Source organism: Pseudarthrobacter sp. NBSH8 (assembly GCF_014217545.1).
Taxonomy (GTDB): domain Bacteria; phylum Actinomycetota; class Actinomycetes; order Actinomycetales; family Micrococcaceae; genus Arthrobacter.
Genome location: NZ_CP043178.1, coordinates 2,778,226 through 2,795,170, shown reverse-complemented (window position 1 = coordinate 2,795,170; position 16,945 = coordinate 2,778,226). Strand labels below are relative to the sequence as shown.

16 protein-coding genes are annotated in these 16,945 nt (G+C 65.8%); 8 read left to right on the top strand and 8 right to left on the bottom strand.

Translation table 11 applies throughout. The features are described 5' to 3' along the window. Positions 1–7: 7 nt before the first annotated feature. Together FYJ92_RS12810 and FYJ92_RS12805 are read right to left on the bottom strand one after the other, a co-directional pair. A complete protein-coding gene (locus FYJ92_RS12810) occupies positions 8–793 on the bottom strand; it encodes a PspA/IM30 family protein (RefSeq protein WP_185261057.1) in 786 nt (261 codons plus the stop codon). A 111-nt stretch (positions 794–904) separates the two neighbouring features. Beyond that, positions 905–2,953 (bottom strand): TPM domain-containing protein, encoded by a 2,049-nt coding sequence (locus FYJ92_RS12805; protein ID WP_185261056.1) that lies wholly within the window; start codon positions 2,951–2,953, stop codon positions 905–907. A 285-nt stretch (positions 2,954–3,238) separates the two neighbouring features. Here FYJ92_RS12805 and FYJ92_RS12800 point away from each other — a divergent pair, with 285 nt between their 5' ends. The 4 genes from FYJ92_RS12800 to FYJ92_RS12785 all read left to right on the top strand — a co-directional run bounded on the left by FYJ92_RS12800 (position 3,239) and on the right by FYJ92_RS12785 (position 7,647). Next, positions 3,239–4,840: a S1C family serine protease gene (locus FYJ92_RS12800; RefSeq protein WP_185261055.1), complete on the top strand. Its 1,602-nt coding sequence runs from the start codon at positions 3,239–3,241 to the stop codon at positions 4,838–4,840. A 258-nt stretch (positions 4,841–5,098) separates the two neighbouring features. After that, positions 5,099–5,899 carry an electron transfer flavoprotein subunit beta/FixA family protein gene (locus FYJ92_RS12795; RefSeq protein ID WP_185263796.1) on the top strand — a complete coding sequence of 267 codons (801 nt, stop codon included), beginning with the start codon at positions 5,099–5,101 and terminating at the stop codon, positions 5,897–5,899. 14 nt (positions 5,900–5,913) lie between these two features. Then, positions 5,914–6,864: an electron transfer flavoprotein subunit alpha/FixB family protein gene (locus FYJ92_RS12790; protein WP_185261054.1), complete on the top strand. Its 951-nt coding sequence runs from the start codon at positions 5,914–5,916 to the stop codon at positions 6,862–6,864. Between the two features lie 3 nt (positions 6,865–6,867). Continuing rightward, positions 6,868–7,647, top strand: a complete 780-nt coding sequence (locus tag FYJ92_RS12785) for a PIG-L deacetylase family protein (RefSeq protein WP_185261053.1) — start codon at positions 6,868–6,870, stop codon at positions 7,645–7,647. Positions 7,648–7,765: 118 nt separating this feature from the next. On the opposite strand, the gene FYJ92_RS12780 is transcribed toward FYJ92_RS12785, so the two are convergent. The 4 genes from FYJ92_RS12780 to FYJ92_RS12765 all read right to left on the bottom strand — a co-directional run bounded on the left by FYJ92_RS12780 (position 7,766) and on the right by FYJ92_RS12765 (position 10,895). After that, on the bottom strand, positions 7,766–8,644 hold the full coding sequence (locus FYJ92_RS12780) for an anti-sigma factor domain-containing protein (protein WP_185261052.1): 879 nt from the start codon (positions 8,642–8,644) through the stop codon (positions 7,766–7,768). A 1-nt stretch (position 8,645) separates the two neighbouring features. Next, positions 8,646–9,254 carry an ECF RNA polymerase sigma factor SigK gene (gene sigK / locus FYJ92_RS12775; RefSeq protein ID WP_185261051.1) on the bottom strand — a complete coding sequence of 203 codons (609 nt, stop codon included), beginning with the start codon at positions 9,252–9,254 and terminating at the stop codon, positions 8,646–8,648. 192 nt (positions 9,255–9,446) lie between these two features. Beyond that, positions 9,447–9,914 (bottom strand): tRNA (cytidine(34)-2'-O)-methyltransferase, encoded by a 468-nt coding sequence (locus FYJ92_RS12770; RefSeq protein WP_185261050.1) that lies wholly within the window; start codon positions 9,912–9,914, stop codon positions 9,447–9,449. A gap of 15 nt (positions 9,915–9,929) precedes the next feature. Further along, positions 9,930–10,895: a J domain-containing protein gene (locus FYJ92_RS12765; protein ID WP_185261049.1), complete on the bottom strand. Its 966-nt coding sequence runs from the start codon at positions 10,893–10,895 to the stop codon at positions 9,930–9,932. A gap of 129 nt (positions 10,896–11,024) precedes the next feature. On the opposite strand from FYJ92_RS12765, the gene FYJ92_RS12760 reads away from it, so the two are divergent. Beyond that, positions 11,025–11,735, top strand: a complete 711-nt coding sequence (locus tag FYJ92_RS12760) for a hypothetical protein (protein WP_370525965.1) — start codon at positions 11,025–11,027, stop codon at positions 11,733–11,735. Positions 11,736–11,744: 9 nt separating this feature from the next. Here FYJ92_RS12760 and FYJ92_RS12755 read toward each other — a convergent pair whose 3' ends face one another. Next, positions 11,745–12,173: a hypothetical protein gene (locus tag FYJ92_RS12755; RefSeq protein ID WP_185261048.1), complete on the bottom strand. Its 429-nt coding sequence runs from the start codon at positions 12,171–12,173 to the stop codon at positions 11,745–11,747. Positions 12,174–12,263: 90 nt separating this feature from the next. On the opposite strand from FYJ92_RS12755, the gene FYJ92_RS12750 reads away from it, so the two are divergent. Continuing rightward, a complete protein-coding gene (locus FYJ92_RS12750) occupies positions 12,264–12,926 on the top strand; it encodes a metalloregulator ArsR/SmtB family transcription factor (protein WP_185261047.1) in 663 nt (220 codons plus the stop codon). A gap of 55 nt (positions 12,927–12,981) precedes the next feature. Beyond that, positions 12,982–14,214: a cysteine desulfurase family protein gene (locus tag FYJ92_RS12745; RefSeq protein WP_185261046.1), complete on the top strand. Its 1,233-nt coding sequence runs from the start codon at positions 12,982–12,984 to the stop codon at positions 14,212–14,214. Here the strand turns inward: FYJ92_RS12745 and FYJ92_RS12740 are convergent. Continuing rightward, positions 14,190–15,461, bottom strand: a complete 1,272-nt coding sequence (locus tag FYJ92_RS12740) for an NAD(P)/FAD-dependent oxidoreductase (RefSeq protein ID WP_185261045.1) — start codon at positions 15,459–15,461, stop codon at positions 14,190–14,192. The genes FYJ92_RS12745 and FYJ92_RS12740 overlap by 25 nt on opposite strands. A gap of 225 nt (positions 15,462–15,686) precedes the next feature. On the opposite strand from FYJ92_RS12740, the gene mnmA reads away from it, so the two are divergent. Further along, entirely contained in the window at positions 15,687–16,793 is a 1,107-nt protein-coding gene (mnmA, locus tag FYJ92_RS12735) for a tRNA 2-thiouridine(34) synthase MnmA (protein ID WP_255482413.1), read from the top strand. Positions 16,794–16,945 lie beyond the last annotated feature (152 nt).

The following is a 16,945-nucleotide window of genomic DNA, read 5'->3' as shown; positions in this document are numbered from 1 at the left end:
TGGCTGGCTAGAGCTTGTTGAAGTCGGCTTCGTCGACCGTGGACGCAGACGTGGCGCCGGAAGCGCCGATTGCCGGCTTGGCGCCGCCGGACTTCAGGGCTGCCAGGCGTGCCTCGATTTCCACCTGCTCGCCAAGATCTTCAAGCTGGTTGAACTGGGCGTCCAGACTCGACGCGGCAAGCTCCTGCTGGCCGCGCACCTTGGCCTCTTCGCGGCGGATTTTCTCTTCGAAACGGCCAACTTCGCTGGTGGGATCCATGAAGTCGATGCTCTTGATGGCATCGTGCACCTGGGACTGTGCCGCAGCCGTCTTGGAGCGTGCAACCAGCTCGTTGCGCTTGCTCGTCAGCTCGTTGAGCTTGCCCTTCATCTGGTCCAGGCCTGACTTGAGCTTGTCCACGACCTCGGTCTGCGAAGCGATGCTGGGTTCGGCACCCTTGGCTTCGCTTTCCGCGGACATCTGGCGCTGCAGGGCTACCTTGGCGAGGTTATCGAACTTCTCGGCGTCGACGTTGTCGCCGGCGCTGCGGTATTCGTCAGCCTTGCGGGACGCGGCGAGGGCCTTGTTGCCCCAGTCCTGGGCGTTTTTGATGTCCTCGCGGTAGTCATCCTGGAGCATACGCAGGTTGCCGATGGTCTGGGCCACTGCGGATTCGGCCTCCGCAATGTTGTTTGTGTAGTCCCGGACCATCTGGTCCAGCATCTTCTGCGGATCCTCAGCGTTGTCCAGCAAAGTGTTGATGTTTGCCTTTGCCAGCTGTGCGATCCGGCCGAAAATGGACTGCTTAACCATGGTGTTACCTTTCGTGCTGCTTAGTGGAGGCCACTGAGATCAGTGAACAGTTGTTGTATTGCGTCTCTTCGCCGGCAGGTTCGTTCCTGTCGACGCCTGGCCTTTGTCGGATCAGAAGTCCCCGCCACCGCCCATGTCGCCGCCCCAGCCGCCGCCCATATCGCCGCCGCCGGAGTCCCCGCCCCAGCCGCCGCCGTCGCTGTGGCCTCCGCCCCAGCCTCCGCCGCTGCCTCCGTTGAGGATGGAGTTGATGAGGATACCGCCAAGGATGGCACCGCCGAGCCCACCACCGCCTCCGCCGCGCCCGCCGAACATGCCACCGCCGCCGAAGCCTTGGTTGGCGTAGCCGCCAAAGTTGTTTACGTCTGCCTGTGCCAGCTGCGCTGCCTGGGCGGCGAGGGCGTGGGCCTGCTGGGCGTACGTCAGCGCCGTAACGGGATCGTTGCGCGAGATGGACAGCGCGTAGTCAAGGTTGCGCTGGGACTCGGCGAGCCGGGTGCGGGCCTCGGTACCCACGCCGCCACGACGTGCGGTGATGTAGTCGGACGTGGCACTGATCTGCGCCTGCGCCGACATGATGGTCTGCTGCAGCGAAGCCTGCGCACGCCGGGCTTGGTCCTGCTGGTTCCGGATGCCCGTGAGTGACTGATCCAGGGCCTGGTGTGCTGTCTCAACGCGCTGCAGGGTGGCGATGGGATCGATCTTCCCGCCCTGGATTTCGGTCTTGACCTGGCCCAGAGCGGCCTCAACGCCAGCCACCGGGCCGGCCAGTTCGGGGTGTTCGCCGGACTGGATCATGGCCTTCGCCTGCGCGAGGTCCTGGGACGTTTCGACGACGGCCGCCTCCAGACCGTTCCGGGCCTCGTCCAGGCTGGTGGACACCTTGGCGATGGCGTCCAGAAGAACGTTGGTCTGGTGCAGGCTTTCTTCGGACGCCCGCACGGCGACCGCGGCGAGGCTGCCCTCGCCCGCGGTGAGCTTCTCCTGCGCCGTGGCCGTGGCATTCTGCACAAAGTCCAGGCGTTCCTTGGCCTGGGTGATGTTGTCAGCGACCTGGACCAGTGCGCTGTCCGCGTATTTGGCACGCAAAGCCGTCAGTGACTCTTCGGCGCTGGCGATCTTGGCCTCGGCTTCGTGGGCTCCGGCGCTGATGGCTGCCAGTGCCTGCGGGGCGTTCTTCTCGAGCTCGCGGAGAGAGTCAAAGTCGGCCTTTTGCTCCTGGAGCGAGCCGAGCGCTGCCGCTGAGCGGCGGATGATTTCGCCGAGCCAGCTGCGCTGCTGTTCTTCCGTGTCCGGAATGTGGTCGTCAAGTTGCTGCTGCAGCTTGAAGGATTCGGACATGTGGGCTTTGGCTTCGGCCAGGGCCTTGGTGAAGTTGCCCACGGCGGCATCGCCGTATTGGGCCTCCGCGAATCCGAGTTCCTGTTCGCTGGACTTGATGGCGTCATCGGCCTCGATGATCAGCGAGCCGCCCTTGCGTCGGAGCTCCTTGATGCTGAGCGAAGCCAGCGGATCGAGTTCGGCGCCTTGGGGGCCGTAACTGGCGCTGGACGCTTGGGCCGCCTTCTTCCGTTTGTTTCGGAAGTAGAGGTAGGCGCCGGCTCCACCGGCAACTGCAAGGCCGGTTCCTACGAGGACGCCAGACCCGGCGCCGTCTCCCGAGGGGAGGTTGCCGCTCCCACCACTCGCTGCATCGCCGATGGCGAGCGTTGCGTCAATCGCTGCTTGGGCGTAGTTGTCGTTCGCCAGTTGGGGCCCAATGGCGCTGCTCTTAATGTTCTCGATTTGGGCCGCGGTGAGCTTGCTGTTGGTTGGCTTCGCGAGGTTGTACTGGCGTGTGTCGGTGGCGATGGCGAACACGAGTGCATTCGGGCCCAGCGACGCCTTCTTGGCAACTTCGTCGGTCCATTGGAAGCGATCGGTCGGGTTTTCGAATTTGTTAACGATGACGACGTGCAGGACGGTGGCGTTGTCGGTCCCCAGCTTCTTGATTGCTTCCTGTACATCAGCCTTCTTCGAACCCAGGACGCCCGAGGGATCCACGATCTTCGTCGCCGGGTCCAGAGTCACCGGGTCTTCAGCCCAGGCCGCGCCAGCAGGAACCGCGAGCAGCCCGGTCAGGCCGATCACGGCGAGGATACGTTTGAACTTTGACCGCATGTGCAACCCTTCAGCACGACTGACACCGATTCGGGACGAATGAGCGTCTCAGAATGCAGCAGCGCCCCCACGCGTGGTGTAAAGCCGCAGGTCGCTGTGGCATTTCCTTTTGATTCTATGGTGCACCTCCTGGTGCGTCCACAGCGGCGAATATGCCACCAGCGAAACCCCCGGAAGAGCCGGTTGGCAGCGGAATTCGGCCTCCCAGCAACCTCCCAGCCAACGTTCGCCCCAGTTCCAGCCAGACGGTACATAGTTAATGCAGACGAGGATGAAAGGAAGCCAATGACTGAGAACCCAACCCAGGGTGCAGCGCCGGAGAACCGCAAACCGGATGAGAACCGGAATGCGGACCAGAGCCCTGCGGAGGTCCGCAGTGACGCTGCCGGTCAGGCTAATCCGACCGAACAGCTGGACCGGTCCGGGGCACCAGAGAACCCCACCCAGTCGCTGCCGGGTGCGCCCCGTCCGGTTTATCCTCCCCGCGAGCCCTTCTACGGCCAGCAGACACCAGACCAGCAGCTGCCCGGTCACCAGTACGCCCACCAGGGAGCATATTCGGCGGCGCCCGGCGGCTCTGCGGGCCAGCACAACCCAGGCCACAACGGCCCGGGCCCGTACAACGCAGTCTCATATAACGCTGCCCCGTACAACGCTGCCCCGAACCCGGCCGACGCGCCCCGCCGAAAAGCCACGTTCGGCGTCGGCACCCTGGTGGCAAGCATCCTGGCCGCCGGCCTCGTGGGTGGCGGCGTAGCCACAGTGGGTTCAGGCAACCTCTTCAACAGCGGATCCTCGTCGGCGGCGAGCAGCAGCAGCCAGCCTGACACCGTCATCGTGAACAACAGGGACGACGTCAACGCCATCACGGCGGCAGCGCTGAAGGCTTCCCCCAGCGTGGTGACCATCAGCGCCACCAGTGGCAGTTCCGGCGGCACAGGCTCGGGCATTATCCTGGACGGCAACGGGCACATCCTCACCAACACGCACGTGGTGACCCTGGATGGCCAGAGCGCCAGCGCGGCCCTGGAGGTCCGCACCAGCACAGGCAAGGTCCTCAAGGCCACGCTCGTGGGCACCGACCCGCTGTCTGACCTGGCGGTCATCAAGGTGGATAACGCGTCCGGCCTCACCCCTGCGACCCTCGGAGATTCCGGCAAGCTCAATGTGGGTGACACGGCCATCGCCATCGGCTCCCCGCTTGGCCTGACCGGCACCGTTACCGACGGTATCGTCTCAACGCTGAACCGGACCATCAGCGTTGCCTCGTCGGCGGCACCCAAGAACGGTGACAGCAGCTCGCAGGGCGGCGACCAGGGCTTCCAGTTCGCGCCTCCAGGTGGCGGGCAGGGCCAAAGCACCGCGAACCAGGGTTCCATCTCCATCAACGTGATCCAGACGGATGCAGCCATCAACCCCGGCAACTCCGGTGGTGCCCTGGTCAACACCAAGGGTGAAATCATCGGCGTTAACGTGGCCATCGCGTCCGCTGGCTCCGATTCCGCGTCGAGTGGCAACATCGGTGTCGGCTTCAGCATCCCCATCAACAACGCCAAGCGGGTGGCGCAGGAGATCATCGACACCGGTAAGGCATCCCACGGCCAACTGGGTGTCAGCGTTCGGGACAAGTCATCCAGCGGGACCACGTCAGGGTTCTCCGTCGGCGCTGACGTGGCCACAGTCGAGGCAAACTCAGCCGCCGCCAAGGCCGGCATCAAGGTGGGCGACGTGGTGACCAAGTTCAACGATCTGGTCATCAGCGAGCCCAACCAGCTGACCGCGGCCGTCCGCGAGCAGGCAGGCGGCTCCACCGTTAAGCTGACGGTCCTGCGCAACGGCCAGGAACAGACGTTCGACGTCACGCTTGGCACCGCAGCGGACCAGTAGGGACTGAGCAGAAGGACGCAGGCCAACCATAAACAGCGGACGACGGCGGGGCTCACCAAGGTGATCGCCGCCGTCGTCGTTTGTGTTCCCCTGAGGTGGCCTGCCAGGCCGTGACACAGGCGTTAACGGGACGGCAACAGGGGACAGCTATATGGTTAGCTAGGTTCTACCCGTACCCCGGGCGTTCCGAGGCCATGACCCCATCCGGCTGGCTGTCCACAAGCATGGAAGGCTGCTGTAAATACAGTGGAAGAGACATTGAAGATCATCGTCCTGGTCAAGCATGTACCGGACGCACAGTTCGACCGACACCTCACCGGCGAGGGCTACACCACGGACCGTGACGAAAGCATCCTTTCCGAGCTGGACGAATACGCCCTCGAGGCGGCCTTGCAGCTCGCTGAGGCCCGCGGTGGCGCCAAAGCAGGCAACCACGTCATTGCGCTGAGCATGGGCGCGTCCGGTGCGGTGAACGCGGTGAAGAAGGCACTCCAGATGGGCGCCACCGAAGGAGTGCACCTCACCGACAGTGGGCTGGCCGGTTCAGATGCCGCCGCCACGTCGCTGGCGCTCGCGGCCGCCATCCGCCACCTCGGCACCGGCGCCCCGGTGGACCTTGTCCTCACGGGTATGGCATCCACCGACGGCGAAACGTCACTGGTGCCGGCCCAGCTCGCCGAGCGCCTCGGCCTGCCTCAGGTCACCTTCGCGTCCTCGCTGACGGTCGACGGCGGGCGCATCACCGCACGCCGCGACGCTGACACCTACTCGGAGACCGTCGAAGCTTCGCTGCCCGCGGTGGTCTCCGTGACGGACCAGATCAACGAGCCTCGCTACCCCAATTTCAAGGGCATCATCGCGGCCAAGCGCAAGAGCATCACCACCCTGTCGCTGGCCGACATCGGAGTTGATCCCACGCACGTGGGCCACGCCGGATCCTGGACCACGGTCACAGCTGCCGAGGAACGCCCGCCGCGCACGGCTGGAACCATTATCACCGACGAAGGCGACGCCGGAGTCAGGCTCGTCGACTTCCTGGCCGCCCAGAAGCTGCTCTAAGAGGGATCACAGACATGGCAAACGTACTCGTATTCATTGACAACCCGGGCAACGCCCTGAAGAAGAGCACCCTCGAACTGCTTACCCTGGGACGCTCCCTCGGCGAGACCGCGGTGGCCCTGAACGGCGAACTGCATCAAGGTGTTTCGGCCACGCTCGCCGAATACGGCGTCAGCGCCGTTTTCCGGCCCTCCGCCCAGGACCTGGATGACTACCTCGTCTCGGCGAAGGCAGCCTATCTCGGTGCTGCCGCCAGCGCCGCCGGTGCGGGCACGGTCCTCCTGGACAACTCGCCCGAAGGCAAAGAGATCGCGGCGCGGCTCGGCATCCGGCTCAACGCCGGCGTCATCACTGACGTTGTGGCGGTTGACACCGATGGTACGGCGCACAAGTCAGTCCTCGCGGGTTCCTACACCACCGCTGCCAGGACCACCACGGCGGTTTCCGTCCTCACGGTGAAGGCCAACAACGTCACGCCCGAGCCGGCGTCCGTGGCCTCCGCTCCGGAGACGTCCACCATCGACGTGCCGGCGGATGCCACCACGGGGGCCCGCATCACCGCCCGCGAGCAGAAGGTGGCCAGCGGCCGCCCTGATCTTTCGGACGCCCGCATCGTGGTGGCCGGCGGACGCGGAGTGGACGGCGACTTCGGCCCCGTGGAGCAGTTGGCGGACGCCCTCGGTGCTGCCGTCGGCGCCTCCCGTGCAGCCACGGACGCCGGTTGGATCAGCCATGACGCCCAGGTGGGCCAGACCGGCAGGACCGTGTCGCCCCAGCTGTACATCTCCGCCGGTATTTCCGGAGCCATCCAGCAGAAAGCCGGGATGCAAACAGCCAAAATTATTGTGGCCGTAAACAAGGATGCCGAGTCGCCGATCTTCGAAATCGCCGATTTTGGCATCATCGGGGACCTCTTCGACGTCCTTCCGCAGGCCACCGAAGAAATCAAGAAACGAAAAGGCTGACCCTTGGCCCACTCCGCTGCCTCAGCACAGAGCCCGTTCAATCCGGACATCCACCGGGTTGGGCGGGTGCTCTGTTTCGCCGCCCACCCGGACGACATCGACTTCGGTGCGGCTGGCACCATCGCTGCCTGGACGGCCGCGGGGATCCAGGTCAGCTACTGCATCATGACCGACGGCGATGCGGGCGGCTTCGACCCGGCGCACCGGGGGGAGATCATCGCTCTGCGTGCGGCCGAGCAGCGCCGGGCCGCCGAACTCGTGGGTGTGACCGACATCCACTACCTCCATGAGCGCGACGGCTACCTGGAACCGACGCATGATGTGATGAAGGGTGTGGTCAGGCTGATCCGGGAAATCCGTCCCGACGTCGTGCTTTCCATGCATCCGGAACGGAACTGGAACCGTCTGCAGAAGAGCCACCCGGACCACCTCGCTGTGGGGGAGGCGGTGACCCGGGCCGTCTATCCTGCAGTGGAAAACCCCTTCGCCTATCCGGAGCTGGCTGAGGCCGGCCTTGAGGCGTATAAGCTGCCGTGGTTGTGGCTCTACGCCGGGCCGGAGGAGCGCGAGAACCATGTTGTGGACGTCACTGACCATGTGGACGCCAAGCTGGAGGCCATCCACGTGCACGTGAGCCAGCATCCCGACGTCGCGGCCATGGAATCAGCGGTGCGGAACGGCATGCACGCGATTGCCCGGCATGCGGGCTTCGCCGAGGGCCGCAGCGCCGAAGCCTTCCACGTGATCGCCGTCAACGGCCCGGGGACGATCGCCGGGTTCTAGGATTTCCGGTGGTGGGGCGGTTGGCCTGTGGCGCAGCAGCCCCTGAGTTTTTGTCCAGATAACGTGCCCTAAACTCCGTTTGAGGCACATTATCTGGACAAAAACTCGAAGGGTTCAGTCAGGCGCCCAGAGGTGCGGCAGCGACAGTGGGGAACGTCGGGGTGGCCGAGCCGCCCACAGGCTCCACGGTGATGCCGAGCGCTGCAGCGGACGCAATGCCCTTCACCACGGCAGGCTTAGACAGGGCAGCTTCGTCCATCAGGCCCTGGGAAACCGGTGCCGAGCCGTCCTTCGGGATCAGCCACATCTGGTAGACCTTGCCGGCCGGCGGCGCGGGTACACCGTTCATCTTGACCACCACGGCATCCTCGGATGAAGAAATCAGCACGGTGGCAGTGCCGCCGGCGGAGACGGGTACGGATGCTTCGCGGACGTCGCCGGCCCGGACCACCTGGTTCAGGGGGTCGTTCTGGTCTGCTACGTACGCACCCACGCCCACGCCACCGAGGGCGATCACGGCGGCGGCTGCCACAGCGGTGAGCCAGCGGCGGGCGCCGGCAGGCCGGCGCCGTTCTTCCCGGCGGACCCGGGCCGCAGCGAGCTCATCCGAGGCATCTGTCGGCGACTGTATTGCTGGCGTGGCCGTGGCGGCAGGGGCCGCCGTGACTGCGGAGGGCCCATCGGCAGGGAGCTGCGCGAGGGACGGCAACTGCGACACGATGCGGGCGAAAAGGTCAGCGGGAGGCTCGGCCTCAGCCGTGAAGGACGTCGTGAGGGTCTCCCGGGCCTGGCGGACACGCTCAAGGAAGGCGCTGCGCTCGGCGTCGGGCGCGGCGGAGATGTAGCGCTCAATGGCGGCGCGTTCGGTATCGCTGATCGCGTCCAGGGCATAGAGCTCGGCGAGATCCACGGCCCGCCCGGATTCGAGGTCGGCAGCGATATCAGTTCCGAAAGAGCCGGGACGGCGGGGGCTTTCCTGACTATTCATTTCTGTCATCTCAACTCACCCCCAGACAGGTCTTCAAGCGGATCAGGCCGTCGCGGATGCGGGACTTGATGGTGGGTACTGCTGCGTTTAGCTTCTCCGCGACTTCGCGGTAGGTGAGGCCGCCGTAGTAGGCAAGCCGCACGGATTCCTGTTGTGTATCGGTCAGCGTTTCCAGGCACCGGACCACCGCCTCGGCCTCGAGCCTGCTGTCCACCTCGGCGGAGACGGAGTCGTGGTCCACGTCCTGGCTGCTGGCACCGTACTTGGCCTCGCGGTCGGTGGCCGACTGCGAGGAACGGACCTTGTCCACGGCCCGGCGGTGCGAAATGGTCATCAGCCAGGAGAGCGGACTGCCTGCTTCCGGGTTGAACTTCGCGGCGTTTTGCCATACCTGGAGGAAAACCTCCTGCGTGCTGTCTTCGCTGAGTTCGGGATCGATGAGTACTCGCCGGGCCATGCCGAAAACCCGGCGGGATGTCAATTGGTAGAACTCGGCAAACGCGGCCTGGTCGCCGCCGGCTATGCGTGCCAGCAGCCCGGCCAAGCGCTTGCTGAGATCCGCCGGTGAGTCTGTTACTGCGGCCGGGGCCTCGTAGTTTGGCGCGTTGGGAGTTTCCATCACTACCCAGCATAGGTCGCCCGGCGGCAAAACCTGAGCATCCCGGCCGGTGCTGCCCCTGGAAAAGGGGAAAGCGGGCGGCTTAGCCCGCCTTGTCTCCAACAGTGTCACCTACCGCTCCTTCCTCCTCGCCCCGGAATTGCTGTCAGGAGTAATTCGGCGCGGGCGGCCCGGGGGATGGGCCGAGGGCGCTCAAATCTGGGCGCCGGAAAATCCCTGTTGCCGCCAGGCCTCGTAGACCGCAATGGACGCCGCATTAGCCAGGTTCAGGGAACGCAGGGACGGCAGCATGGGAAGCCGCACGGTGGCCGTGACATGCGGATCCCTCTTGAGGTTTTCAGGCAGGCCTACTGATTCCTGGCCGAACATCAGCACGTCGCCTGGACAGTAGGCGATGTCCGCATAGCTGGCGGTGCCGTCCGAGGTGAAGGCGTACACACGCTCCGGCTGCAGTTCGCGCCAGGCGTCTTCGATGTCTTTGTGGACGGTGACGACGGCGAGGTCATGGTAGTCCAGTCCGGCGCGGCGTAGCTTGGCGTCCGAGAAATCAAAGCCCAGAGGTTCCACCAGGTGCAGTTGGGCGCCGGTAATGGCTGCCAGCCTTATTGCGTTGCCGGTGTTGCCGGGGATTTCGGGGGCATGGAAGAGGATTCGGAACACGGTCCAATCCTAGTCTCAGTGCATCCCGCGAAGCAGCCTGGCGAGCACAGACACATTGACTGTGTTGGGCGTGGGGCCGGAGGAAAGGAATTGTTTGAGGCCGCGGACCAGGCCCGCTGCGTTGACCACCTGAATGGCTTCGGAGGTGCTGGCTGTTCGCCGGTGGCGGTCGATGACGGGTTCGTGGAGGTTGCCGTCGGCGCTGTGGATGACTGTCCAGCCCGTGACGTTCAGCTCCGGGAAGATGTCCTGCATGGCCCGGACAACGTGGGCAAGCTGCGGCGGCGCGATGGAGCGTCCGCCGTGCTTCAGCGTCTGTCCGTCCCAGGCATAAGCCCCCTTTGGCAGCAGCATGGACCCGATCAGCGCCAGCCGGTAGCCGGACAGGAGCGCGTGGTCGATGTGGCTGTTGTCGGCCGGGGACTGCAGGCCGTTCACCAGCCGGGCCGCAGGGACCGCCGGGAGGACCTGGCGGGTGATGAGCTGCACGGTGCGCAGTTCGCGCTGGATTCTGGCCTCAGCGCCAAAAATACCCCGTTTCCGTGGCGTCCCGTGTACCTGCTGGCTGGCCTGGGCGAACGGGATCAGCGGCACCGTGCCGGACGCCTCGAAAGCCTCAGCATCGTAGGGCGGGACGTACACGGGCGGGTCACCCGCTGTATTGCGGGGCGTGGTGGTCCTGTGCACAGTGGCCGAGGCATGGCTGCCCGCCGCCGGCGCATCAAAGTGCGCTTCCGCGGCGCCCGCGCCGGCAGCATTGCCGGCCGTGCCCGCGGCATAGGAGCGGTCGTAGGCCTTCCGGCGCGTGGGGTCCATCAGGGTTTCGTAGGCTGCCGTCACCTGGCGGAACGCTGCGGCATCCCCGCCATGGTCCGGATGGGCCTTTCGCGCGGCCCGACGGTAGGCCACTTTGATCTCCTTGTCGGTGGCCGTCACAGCCACTCGGAGCACCTCGTAGTGGGAGCTGCTGCTCTCGGTCAAACACTCATCCTCTTCTTCGTCTGGCCAGTCCGCCGCGGGCAGCCCGGTTCGCCCCAGTTTACGGCCTGCCCACACAACGTCTGCGCAGGCCTCAGTGGTTCCCTCGGCCGGCGTCTAGACTCTTTGAGGATGACGGCAGGCTGGCCGTCCGGCGAACATATTGGGGTGGGCGTGAAGGCACAAGCGGCGGCTGTACTCGTGGCGGGGGCGCTGCTTGGCGTGACAGCCCTGGGAGGCTGCAGTGTTGGCGTGCCCGATCCGGCCGCCCCGAAAGTGCAGGCAACTGTTACCGCCCTGGCCACCCCCACCATTACTCCAGGCCATGACGCGGAAGCAGTTGCGGCCAAGGACATGCCGTTCTCCGCCGGCGGTTCACTGGCCGCCGGGGTCCCCGTGGGCATCTCCGACGGAATGAAGGCGGCGCCCGGCTGGCAGCAGGTCAAGGAGGACGTGGCTGGCGAGAGCCAGTATTTGAAGGCTGATGGCTGTCTGGTGGCGGCCAAGGTCCGCACCAACCAGGTGCCGCTGGCGCGCCAGGACGATAAGGAGTCAACCATTGGCCTCTTCACGTACCTTGATCCGAGCATCCTGCCCGGTTACCTGAAGACCCAGTCGCTGCGGTGGGGCGGTGAGGTTGGCAAGCCGGGGCCAGCGGCTGAGGTGCTGGTACTGGAGACGCCCAGCCAACCAGGCGTCAGGTCGACGGCGGTGATGGCGAGGGTGTTCGGTGCCGCCGCATCGTCGGTCTACATTTCCGTGGCCTGCCCGGACGACGCCACACTGGCAGCCGCCCGGGCCGACGTCGCAGAACGCCTCCTTTTGGTGCCGCCGTCGAATTAGCAGTGCCGGTTACTTGCCGTGCCTGCGCCAGGACCCGGCGGGGGAGAGGCGGTTCAGGGCGAGCGCGCCCACGAGCAGGCCGAAGTCCCTTAAGGCAACGTCGTAGAAGCTGCCCAGGACCAGCAGATTGATGATGATTCCCAACAGCCAGACGGCAACCAGCAGGGAACCGAACCGGGGATGGACTGCCACCGCGATACCGGCGATGATCTCCACGACACCGACGATGTACATAAAGGTCTGCGCCGACACCGGCACCACGGCGGTGGCAACCGGCGCGAGGTAGATGGTCCAGTCGGTCAGGATGTTGGTGAACTTGTCCAGACCGAAGAGAATCGGTGCGATGGTGAAGACGGTGCGCAGCAGGAAGAACGCCTGCCTGTCGGGTGACATCGCCTGAAGCCGACCGCCTGCGTTGATTTTCGCGTTGGTTGTCATGGTGGACTCCTTCTAAAAGTAGGTATCATTATTTTAGAAACATAGGCTGGATTAAGCAATGGATGTTGTTTTTAGACTGAGGGGCACAGCGTGCGCAGACTTCCGTGGGGCCGCCGCATGGCGGCCGTCGCATCATTGGGCGACGAGAAGCGCCGGCAGCTTTTTGAGCTGATCGCCGCCTCGGATGCCGCAGTCGGGCGCGATGACGCAGCGCTGGCCCTTGGGCTGCCGAGGAGCACGGCATCCTTCCACCTCGACAGGCTGGTCCAGGACGGACTGCTGGAAGTGGAATTCCACAAGGCTGCGGGGAAGTCTGGTCCCGGCTCCGGACGGCCGGCGAAAATGTACCGGCAGGCAACGGGCGAGGTGGGTGCCTCCGTGCCTGACCGCAACTATGATCTCGCCGCTGAGCTGTTGGTCGCGGCGATCGAGCATTCCACAGCGACCGGCGGCCCGGTGGGCGGTTCCCTGCTGGCCGCGTCGTTCGGCAAGGGTCAGGCAATGGCCTCCGGCGCAGCCAGCCTGGCGGACTTCCTCGAAGGAGAAGGCTACGGGCCACGGGCTGACGGTGCGGGCGGTTTCGTCCTGGTGAACTGCCCGTTCCATCGGCTGGCGGACGGGCACCCGGACGTGGTCTGCGCCATGAACGGGTCGTTTCTGCAAGGAGCGGCAGCGGCGTGTGGGGAGCCGGAGGAGCGTGTGGCGCCCAACAGTGAGCCGGGCCAGTGCTGTGCCAGAATCACCCCGCCCTGACGCCTGATCGGCCAGGGCCGCGGATGCGCGTCATGGGCGCCGCTAGAATTGAGGCGTGCCCGTCTACCTCGATCATGCAGCCACCACGCCACTTTCTGCCGCGGCGCTGGCAGCCCTGACCCGGGAGCTTTCCCGCACGGGCAATCCTTCGTCCCTGCACGGCTCGGGCCGCCGGGCCCGCCGCTCCGTGGAGGACGCCAGGGAAGCCATCGCGACGGCGGCAGGCGCCCACCCCTCAGAGGTCATCTTTACGTCCGGAGGCACTGAATCGGACAACCTCGCCGTCAAGGGCCTGTACTGGGCCCGTTCCGGCGAGGACCCGGCACGGCGGCGTATCCTGTGCTCCGCCGTCGAGCATCATGCCGTCCTGGACACCGTTGAATGGCTGGAGCGGCACGAGGGCGCCAGTGTCACCTGGCTTCCGGTCGACAGCGAAGGCGTAGTGGACCTGGATGTCCTCGCCGCCGAGCTGGCCCGGGACCCTGGGACCATTGCGCTCGTGACGGTTATGTGGGCCAACAACGAGGTGGGCACCATCCAGCCGGTACACAGGATTGTGGAGCTGGCGCATGCCGCCGGGGTGCCGGTTCATTCGGATGCCGTTCAGGCCTTCGGCTCGCTGCCGGTGGATTTCAAGGCCTCTGGACTGGACGCCATGTCGGTTTCCGGGCACAAGATCGGCGGACCGGTGGGAGTCGGCGCACTCCTGTTGGGACGGGCCGTCAAGCTGACCCCGGTGCAGCACGGTGGCGGCCAGGAACGCGACGTGCGCTCCGGGACGCTGGACACGGCGTCCATCGCCGCCTTCGCTGCGGCCGCTGAAGCCGCCGCCGCACAGCTCGCCGCGGAGTCCGCGAGGATTGCTGCCCTGCGGGACAGGCTCATCGACGGCGTTCTTGAGCAGGTGCCCGACGCTGTGCTCCGTGGCGCACCGGGGGAGGGGCGGCTGCCCGGCAACGCACACTTCACGTTCCCTGGCTGCGAAGGAGACTCCCTGTTGTTCCTGCTGGATCTGGCGGGGGTGGAATCCTCCACGGGATCAGCCTGCACGGCCGGTGTCCCACGACCGTCCCACGTGCTGCTGGCCATGGGGCTGGACGAGGCGACGGCCCGCGGTGCGCAGCGCTTCACTCTGGGGCACGCCTCAGCCGAAGCGGACGTGGATGTCTTGTTGACGGCCCTCCCCGGCGCGTACCAGCGCGCCCGCCAGGCAGGGATGGCCGGCCATGAATCCTCGATCCAGACTGCGGGGACGGTGGCGCGTCAGGCGTCCTCCGGCAGGAGCTGATCAAGCCCGGCGGAGATGTCGGCCAGACGCTCCGCTGAGATGGGCGTTCTGGCCGAGATGAGGGCCTTGATGGTCTTCTGCGCGCCGGGCTGTGGCTTTCGCGGCCAGTTGACGCTCATGCCGGCCACCACCCTGGAATCCTGCTGCCAGAACGCGATGAACTCCTTGTCCTCCAGCGATCCCCGGATCACCGGCTCAGTGCCGGCAGCCAGGACCGTGAAGCCGGAGTACTCCATGCTGACGTCGTACTGATCGGTGTAGAAGTAAGGGATGGTGCTCAGGGCGGTGTCCTGGCTGAGCATGGCCCTGGCGGCCACCTTTCCGCCGTTCAGGGCGTTGGACCAGTGCTCGCTGCGGTGGTGCTGGCCGGTGAAGGGATGCAGGGCGTTGGCGATGTCCCCTGCGGCAAAGACGCCGGGCGCGCTGGTCCGCAGGGAGGCGTCCGTAAGGATCCCGTTGTCCAGGGCGAGGCCGGCCGCCTGCGCGAGTCCCGTCTCGGGAACCACGCCGACGGCGATGACCACGATGTCGGCCGGGAGCACCTCTCCGGAATCGGTGATTACCCCGGTGACAGCCCCGCTGTCACCGGTAATCTCCCGCACAGAGGCAGGAAGCCGGAAGATCACGCCGTTGGCTTCGTGGAGGCTGCGGAAGAACCGTCCGAGGTCAGGACCGATGGCCGAGGCCAGGGGGATCGCTTCCAGCCCGAGCAGGGTGACCGTGTTGCCGTACGTGGCGGCAGCCGCAGCCAGTTCCATGCCGATCCAGCCGGAGCCGATCATCACCACCTTCAGGCCGCCCGTCGCGAGGCGGCTGCGCAGCCGCCGGCTGTCATCCAGGGTGCGGAAGGTGGAAACGCCGGCAAGGTCGCTGCCGGGCAGGTGCAGCGTGCGCGGCGTCGCTCCGGTGGCGAGCAGCAGAGAACCGTAGGCCAGTGTGCTTCCGTCGTCCAGCTCCACTGTCCGGGTGTCCGGCCTGATGCCCGTGACGCGGGTAGCCAGGCGGAGGCCGACGTCGTTCTCCGCGTACCAGCCTGGCGGCACCACCGGGACGGCCTCCTCGCCGGCCGTCCCAAGCAGATACTCCTTGGATAAGGGCGGACGCAGGTAGGGATGGTGGCTCTCGGCGCCGATGATGGTCACCGGGCCGTCGAACCCTTCCGCCCGCAGGGTCTTGGCCGCGGTGGCCCCGGCCAGTCCGCCGCCGGCAATCACAATGCCCCCCGCGGTCGCAATGTCTTCAGCCATGTCCGCCCGATTCCCGCTGGTGCGTGCTCGAATTCTAAAACTGTATATTCTGACTTTAGAAGTGAAGGCCCGCCCGGTCAAGGGTCTTTTGGGGAGGATTCGGCGTGGCGATAGACTGGTGCGGCAGGCATTGTGCTATTCCTGCGGCCACCGGTTGATCGGCAGCCGCCCGCTGCCGGCATCCCCCGAACCCTAAAGAAAGCCAGCATGCGAGTTCTAGCAGCCATGAGCGGTGGAGTCGACTCCGCCGTTGCCGCAGCACGTGCCGTCGAAGCCGGGCACGACGTCGTCGGCGTTCACCTTGCGCTGTCCAGGATGCCCGGCACCCTGCGGACGGGCAGCCGCGGCTGCTGCACCATCGAGGACTCGCGCGATGCGTGGAGGGCTTGCGATGTGCTGGGCATTCCGTACTACGTCTGGGACTTCTCGGAGCGCTTCAAGGAAGACGTGGTCCAGGACTTCATCGATGAGTACGCTGCCGGGCGGACGCCCAACCCCTGCATGCGCTGCAACGAACGGATCAAGTTCGCAGCCTTGCTGGAGAAAGCTATTGCCCTGGGGTTCGATGCCGTCTGTACCGGCCACTATGCCAAGGTCATCCAGGACGCTGACGGTAATCCGGAGCTGCACCGCGCCGCCGACTGGGCCAAGGACCAGAGCTACGTCCTGGGTGTCCTGACCCACGAGCAGCTCAAGCACTCCATGTTCCCGCTGGCGGACACGCCTTCGAAGGCTGAGGTGCGGGCCGAGGCTGAACGCCGGGGGCTGTCGGTGGCCAACAAGCCCGACAGTCACGACATCTGCTTCATTCCGGACGGTGACACCGCAGGCTGGCTCGCCGAAAAGATCGACATGACCACCGGTGACATCGTTGACGAGACCGGCTCGAAGGTGGGGGAGCACCCGGGAGCCAACGCGTTCACGGTGGGCCAGCGCCGCGGCCTGAAGCTGGGGACGCCCGCAGCGGATGGCAAGCCCAGGTTTGTCCTGGAGATCCGGCCCAAGGAAAACAAGGTAGTGGTGGGGCCGCAGGCGCTCCTGGCCATTGACGAGATCCGCGGAATTAAGGTCTCGTGGGCCGGCCTGCCCATCGCGGAAATCGAAACCGGTGCCGAGTTTGACTGCTATGCCCAGGTCCGTGCCCACGGTGACCCCGTGCCGGCAACCGCGCGCATGCTGTCCGGCGAAGATACACCTCAGCTCCTGGTCACCTTGACCGATCCGCTGCGCGGTGTGGCGCCCGGCCAGACGGTGGTTCTCTACCAGGGCAGCCGCGTCCTGGGCCAGGCCACCATTGACGCTGCCCGGTCTTTGCAGCGCGCGGAGCTCTGAGGCAGAGCAGAATTACCCTGGTCAGGTAAATTTTGTGTCTCAACTCACAAAAATGCCGGTTGATGAGTCCGGCGTCTGGTTGAATCTAGGCATCAGGACAGCGCGCTGCCCGCTCAAGCCAAGACACCCATTTGCGGGCGGCGAGCGCGTAC